The following is a 333-nucleotide window of genomic DNA, read 5'->3' on the forward strand; positions in this document are numbered from 1 at the left end:
CTGCCCACCGGTGCCGGTGCCGCCGTAGGCGCCGAACGTGCCCTGGAGCAGGCCCTGGAACAGGCCGGGCTGCAGCGCAGCGACATTGACGCCATCGTGACCACCGGCTACGGCCGCACGGCCATCCAGGACGGTGACAAGAGCATCACCGAGATCACCTGCCATGCCCGGGGCGCCCATTACCTGGACCCCGGCGTGCGCACCGTCATCGACATCGGCGGGCAGGACAGCAAGGTCATCCGGCTGGACGAAAACGGCGCCGTGGTGAACTTTGTGATGAACGACAAATGCGCCGCCGGTACCGGACGTTTTCTGGAAATGATGGCCCGCACC

General features: G+C 66.7%; 1 protein-coding gene. It reads left to right on the forward strand.

Translation table 11 applies throughout. The features are described from left to right. Nucleotides 1-333, forward strand: a 333-nt coding sequence (locus H6B10_RS15875; protein WP_243427436.1) for an acyl-CoA dehydratase activase, incomplete at both ends; no start/stop codon positions are given.

The sequence above is a fragment of the Gemmiger formicilis genome (genome assembly GCF_016901605.1).
Classification (GTDB): domain Bacteria; phylum Bacillota; class Clostridia; order Oscillospirales; family Ruminococcaceae; genus Gemmiger; species Gemmiger formicilis_B.